We start from the raw sequence: 3,959 nt of genomic DNA, 5'->3' as shown, positions 1-3,959 counted from the left end.
GGTGCCGTACGTACGGCACCGGGGGCGCCCCTCGCGCGTCCGTCCCGGGGCCACGGCACAATGCCAGGGTGAATGCCGACAGCGGTGCCGCCCCGCCCCTCTCACCGCCCGCTGAGACCCCGCTGTGGCGGCGCCTCGCCGGCCCGGCGGGGGTCCTCGCGGCGGTGGCCGGAGCCTTCGCCTACGTCGGCGCCGTGGACCCCAACCAGCCCGGCCACTACCCGGTCTGCCCGCTCTACGCGCTCACCGGGCTGTACTGCCCCGGCTGCGGCGGACTGCGCGGCGCGCACGCCCTCGCCCACGGCGACCTCCCCGGCGCCCTGCACGACAACGCGGCCGGCGTCGCCGCCTACGTCGCCTTCGCCGTGCTGTGGACCGTCTGGGCCGTCCGCGCGGCCGGCGGCAGACCGATGCGGCTCACCCTCGGCCGTATCCCGCTGTGGCTGGCCGGCGCGGCGCTGCTGCTCTTCACCGTCGTCCGGAACCTGCCGTTCGGTGGCTCGATCCGTCCTTGATCAACAAGGAACGTCCAGGTAAGGGGACCGCCGGCCGCCGGATGTGAGCCCCGGCACCGCCTCCGGATACCATCGCAGTGACCACGGGTTTCCGAACCCGCCGCAGGACCAACGGCTGAAAGGGGGCCGCTCGCGTGAGTGTGCTCGACGAGATCATCGACGGAGTCCGGGCCGACCTCGCGGAGCGGCAGGCCCGCGTCAGCCTCGACGAGCTCAAGGAGCGCGCGGCGCAGGCCCCGGCCGCCAAGGACGGCGTGGCCGCCCTCAAGGGCGACGGCGTCAAGGTGATCTGCGAGGTCAAGCGCTCCAGCCCGTCCAAGGGCGCGCTGGCCGCCATCGCCGACCCGGCCGCCCTCGCCGCCGACTACGAGGCGGGCGGCGCCGCCGTCATCTCCGTCCTCACCGAGCAGCGCCGCTTCGGCGGCTCGCTGGCCGACCTGGAGGCCGTCCGCGCCCGGGTCGACATCCCGGTGCTGCGCAAGGACTTCATCGTCACCTCGTACCAGCTGTGGGAGGCCCGCGCGTACGGCGCCGACCTCGCGCTGCTCATCGTCGCGGCGCTGGAGCAGCCCGCGCTGGAGTCGCTGATCGAGCGGGCCGTGTCCATCGGGCTGACCCCGCTGGTCGAGGTGCACGACGAGGACGAGATCGAGCGTGCCGTGGACGCGGGCGCCCGGATCATCGGTGTCAACGCCCGCAACCTCAAGACCCTGGAGGTCGACCGGGGCACCTTCGAGCGGATCGCCCCGGAGATCCCCGACGAGCTGGTCAAGGTCGCCGAGTCCGGCGTGCGCGGCCCGCACGACCTGATCGCCTACGCCAACGCGGGCGCCGACGCCGTCCTGGTCGGCGAGTCCCTGGTCACCGGGCGCGACCCCAAGACCGCGGTGGCCGACCTGGTGGCCGCCGGCGAGCACCCCGCACTGCGGCACGGCCGCGGCTGATCCCCCGGTAGGCTTGACCCCGATGACTCCCGCCCTGACGACCACCGTGGACCGGCACGCCCGCCTCGCGCGCGGCTGCCGGCCGAGGGGCTGCCGCGCCCCCGCCCGCCGGGTCCACGGCCGCAGGGTGAGGTACCACATCGGGGCGGAGCCCGGACAGGTGAACGGCATGCGATGGCGACAGCCGACCTGTGGGGGCGAGGGGCACCGGTCGATGCTGCGGCCGTGCCGCGTGGGCGTGACAAGCCACTGACGGCGCGCGGCCGACGACCGATTCCCCGCCCCCACGGCGAACAGTGTCTTTTCACACGCACTCACCGTGAGGTACCGGCATGTCCAGCATCAACTGTTTCTTCCCTGATCCGGAGGGCCAAGTCCCCACCGTCCAGGGCTATTTCGGCGCGTTCGGCGGCAAGTTCATCCCGGAGGCCCTGGTCGCCGCCGTGGACGAGGTCGCCGTCGAGTACGACAAGGCCAAGGCGGACCCGGAATTCGCCCGCGAGCTGAACGGTCTGCTCGTCGACTACACGGGCCGGCCGAGTCCGCTCACCGAAGTCCCCCGGTTCGCCGCGGAGGCCGGCGGAGCCCGTGTCTTCCTCAAGCGCGAGGACCTCAACCACACCGGCTCGCACAAGATCAACAACGTGCTCGGCCAGGCTCTGCTCACCAAGCGCATGGGCAAGACCCGGGTCATCGCGGAGACCGGCGCCGGCCAGCACGGTGTCGCCACCGCCACCGCCTGCGCCCTGTTCGGCCTCGACTGCACCATCTACATGGGCGAGATCGACACCGAGCGCCAGGCACTCAACGTGGCCCGGATGCGCATCCTCGGCGCCGAGGTCGTGGCCGTGAAGTCCGGCAGCCGCACCCTGAAGGACGCCATCAACGAGGCGTTCCGCGACTGGGTCGCCAACGTCGACCACACCCACTACCTCTTCGGCACCGTCGCCGGACCCCACCCCTTCCCGGCCATGGTCCGCGACTTCCACCGCGTCATCGGCGTGGAGGCCCGCCGCCAGATCCTGGAGCGCGCCGGCCGCCTCCCGGACGCCGCCATCGCCTGCGTCGGCGGCGGCTCCAACGCCATCGGCCTCTTCCACGCCTTCGTCCCCGACGCCGACGTCCGCCTGATCGGCTGCGAGCCCGGAGGGCACGGCATCGACACCGGCGAACACGCGGCGACCCTCACCGCCGGCGAGCCCGGCATCCTGCACGGCTCCCGCTCCTACGTCCTCCAGGACGACGAGGGCCAGATCACCGAGCCGTACTCGATCTCGGCCGGCCTCGACTACCCCGGCATCGGCCCCGAGCACTCCTACCTCAAGGACTCCGGCCGGGGCGAGTACCGCGCGGTCACCGACGACGCCGCCATGCGGGCGCTGCGCCTGCTGTCGCGCACCGAAGGCATCATCCCGGCCATCGAGAGCGCCCACGCGCTGGCCGGCGCCCTGGATGTCGGCAGGGAGCTGGGCCCGGACGGGCTGATCGTCGTCAACCTCTCCGGACGCGGCGACAAGGACATGGACACGGCCGCCCGGTACTTCGGGCTCTACGACACCGACGCCGAGGTCGCGGCCGACGAGGCCCACACCGCCGAGATCGAGGGGGACGCCAAGTGAGCGGCAACATCAACCTGCTGTCGGACACCCTCGCCGCCGCGAAGGCCGAGGACCGCGCCGCGCTCATCGCCTACCTCCCGGCCGGTTTCCCGACCGTGGACGGCGGCATCGAGGCGATCAAGGCCGCCTTCGACGGCGGCGCCGACGTCGTCGAGGTCGGCCTGCCGCACAGCGACCCGGTGCTCGACGGCCCGGTCATCCAGACCGCCGACGACATCGCCCTGCGCGGCGGCGTACGCATCGCCGACGTCCTGCGCACGGTCCGGGAGGCCCACGCGGCCACCGGCAAGCCGGTGCTCGTGATGACCTACTGGAACCCCGTCGACCGCTACGGCGTCGAGCGGTTCACCGCCGAGCTGGCGGAGGCGGGCGGCGCGGGCTGCATCCTGCCCGACCTGCCCGTGCAGGAGGCCGCGCTGTGGCGTGAGCACGCCGAGAAGCACGGCCTCGCCACCGTCTTCGTGGTCGCCCCCAGCAGCCGGGACGCCCGGCTCGCCGAGATCACCGCGGCGGGCAGCGGCTTCGTCTACGCGGCCTCGCTGATGGGCGTCACCGGCACCCGGGAGTCCGTCGGCGCGCAGGCCGAGGACCTGGTGACGCGCACCCGCGCCACCCGCTCCGACCTGCCCGTCTGCGTCGGGCTCGGGGTCTCCGACGCGGCCCAGGCCGCCGAGGTGGCCGCCTTCGCCGACGGCGTCATCGTCGGCTCGGCCTTCGTCAAGCGCATGCTGGACGCCCCCGACGACGCCTCCGGCATCGACGCGGTCCGCGCGCTCGCCGCCGACCTGGCGAAGGGCGTCCGCCGGGGCGCCTGACCCGTATCACGCCAGGTCACTCGAACGGGTGGCCCTCCGGCCGGGGGGGGGGCCTGCGCCCCCCCC

General features: G+C 73.6%; 5 protein-coding genes. All 5 read left to right on the top strand.

Going from position 1 to position 3,959, the window contains the following annotated elements; translation table 11 throughout:
* Positions 1-68: 68 nt before the first annotated feature.
* The 5 genes from ACFWN1_RS32125 to trpA all read left to right on the top strand — a co-directional run bounded on the left by ACFWN1_RS32125 (position 69) and on the right by trpA (position 3,893).
* Positions 69-515 (top strand): DUF2752 domain-containing protein, encoded by a 447-nt coding sequence (locus ACFWN1_RS32125; protein ID WP_384369907.1) that lies wholly within the window; start codon positions 69-71, stop codon positions 513-515.
* 134 nt (positions 516-649) lie between these two features.
* Positions 650-1,459, top strand: a complete 810-nt coding sequence (trpC, locus tag ACFWN1_RS32120; RefSeq protein ID WP_161201774.1) for an indole-3-glycerol phosphate synthase TrpC — start codon at positions 650-652, stop codon at positions 1,457-1,459.
* 22 nt (positions 1,460-1,481) lie between these two features.
* Positions 1,482-1,712 carry a tryptophan biosynthesis modulator TrpM gene (gene trpM, locus ACFWN1_RS32115; protein WP_384369903.1) on the top strand — a complete coding sequence of 77 codons (231 nt, stop codon included), beginning with the start codon at positions 1,482-1,484 and terminating at the stop codon, positions 1,710-1,712.
* Between the two features lie 79 nt (positions 1,713-1,791).
* Entirely contained in the window at positions 1,792-3,078 is a 1,287-nt protein-coding gene (gene trpB, locus ACFWN1_RS32110; RefSeq protein ID WP_384369900.1) for a tryptophan synthase subunit beta, read from the top strand.
* Positions 3,075-3,893: a tryptophan synthase subunit alpha gene (gene trpA, locus ACFWN1_RS32105; protein WP_384369897.1), complete on the top strand. Its 819-nt coding sequence runs from the start codon at positions 3,075-3,077 to the stop codon at positions 3,891-3,893. The genes trpB and trpA overlap by 4 nt, the downstream gene beginning before the upstream one ends.
* Positions 3,894-3,959: the final 66 nt, after the last annotated feature.

The sequence above is a fragment of the Streptomyces sp. NPDC058459 genome, from assembly GCF_042721685.1.
Taxonomy (GTDB): domain Bacteria; phylum Actinomycetota; class Actinomycetes; order Streptomycetales; family Streptomycetaceae; genus Streptomyces.
Note: the sequence above shows the minus strand (reverse complement) of the source record. Positions and strands in the feature narration are given on the sequence as shown.